We start from the raw sequence: 1,891 nt of genomic DNA, 5'->3' as shown, positions 1-1,891 counted from the left end.
CTGGCCATCTTTGAAATAGTTCGTCATCATTTCGCCGATCTCGATTCGGGCATTGACGAACTTTTCCACTTCCGCCGGTTCAGCGGCATACGCCACCCCCGCGACTAGGACAAGGCCCAGCGAGACATGTATGGCTCTGCTGAAAAGATTCATGATTCAAATCCTCCTCAGTAGGTTACACAGAATATGTGCCAACGCGACGACATCTCTTCTAACCGCACGATTGCGGCCGGTATGGGGATGAAAGCCTCTAGCATGCTGCGGAAACCACGGTTGATGCCAACAATATGATGGAATTGTCGTACGGTGCTAACACCAGAATAACAGCAGGATGCTCAAAAAGCCTGTCCAGCAAGGCCACAGCGAGTGAAGAGGCGAGGCGTACGCTTCGGTACGTTGAGCCTCTGAGGTTCACGCCGTGCCGAATAAGGCACGGCACGCCTGTGAACGCCGCCGAGATGGTGAGGCGGCTGTGTCTTGCGAGAACGCCGCTGGCGGACTTTTTCAGCATCCTGCTAGTCTCCCCCCCCTCCGTCACCATGTGCCGACGGAATACCGTAACGTTTGCATTTTTCCCACAGGGCCTTGCGTGACAATCCCAAGATTCTCGACGCGGTCGTGCGGCTCCCATCGACCCGTTCCAATACGGAGACGATGTAGTCCTTCTCAAAACTTTCTCGCGCAGCGGCAAGCGCGGTCAGGGTCGCATCTTTCTTCTTTTTACCTCCGGTCAAACCTTCGCTACAGAAGCCGCAGGATTCTTGTTGGACGCCTCCCAGGTAGGGACAGGATTGAAATCCACAGAGATCGGGGGGTTGAACCGCGGCCTGATCCCGCCCGAGAGCCACTGCCCGCTCGACCATGTTTTCCAATTCCCGCACATTCCCCGGATACGAATAGCGAAGCAACAATTCACGCGCCTGTTGGGAAAACCCGCGCAGGTGCTTGTTCAGCTTGAGCGAGCATGTTTCAAGGACATGCTCGGCGATCACCATAATGTCTTCTTGCCGTTGCCTGAGCGGTGGAACGACGATCGGTACAACGTTGAGCCGATAAAAGAGATCTTCGCGAAACCGGCCCTGAGCCACCTCTTTGCGCAAGTCTTTCTGTGTGGCACACACAAGCCGCACATCCGTTTCGATCGGCTCATTGCTCCCGACCCGTTCGAAGGTGCGCTCCTGCAGGACGCGCAAAAGTTTCACCTGCACCACAGGCGAGATTTCGCCGATTTCATCGAGGAACAAGGTCCCTCGATTCGCCATCTCAAATCGTCCCCGCCGCTGGCGTAACGCACCCGTAAACGCGCCTTTCTCGTGGCCGAAGAGTTCCGCTTCCAGCAGCGACTCCGGCAACGCGGCGCAGCTGACTTTGATCAGCGGATACCCTTTCCGCGCGCTGTTCTGGTGCAGCGCGTTGGCGACAAGTTCCTTGCCCGTGCCGCTTTCCCCGACGATCAAGACGGTGGAATCGGTCTCGGCCACGAGCTTGATCTTCTCCAACACGGCCCGCATCTGACTGTTCGCCCCTAAAATGCCGTTGAAGCAGAACTTTTCTTCGAGCTGGTGCTTGAGATCCTGATTCTCCCGACGGAGCATGATCATACTGCCGACCCGCTCAACGATCAGGAGCAATTCATCCATCTGGAACGGCTTCGTGATGTAATCGAATGCTCCCAGTTTCATGGCTTCGACGGCTGTATCGACTGATCCATGCGCGGTAATCACGAGCACCTCGGTCTGGGATTCCTTGCCCTTGGCCGTCCGGAGCACAGACAGCCCGTCCGTACCCGGCAACCGGAGATCGGTGATCACCAGATCAAACGTTTTTTCTCGGATCGCTTCGATCCCGTCCGTACCGGTCGGCACCGCCAGGACATCGCACCCGACCGCCT

1 protein-coding gene is annotated in these 1,891 nt (G+C 56.8%); it reads right to left on the bottom strand.

The window, feature by feature from the left end; all coding sequences use genetic code 11:
- Nucleotides 1-515: 515 nt before the first annotated feature.
- Nucleotides 516-1,891 (bottom strand): sigma-54-dependent transcriptional regulator (locus ACOSYY_RS04225; RefSeq protein WP_421661021.1); only part of this gene is annotated, 1,376 nt, incomplete at its 5' end.

This window comes from Nitrospira sp. BLG_2 (assembly GCF_049222245.1).
This window is presented reverse-complemented; position numbering and strand designations above follow the sequence as displayed.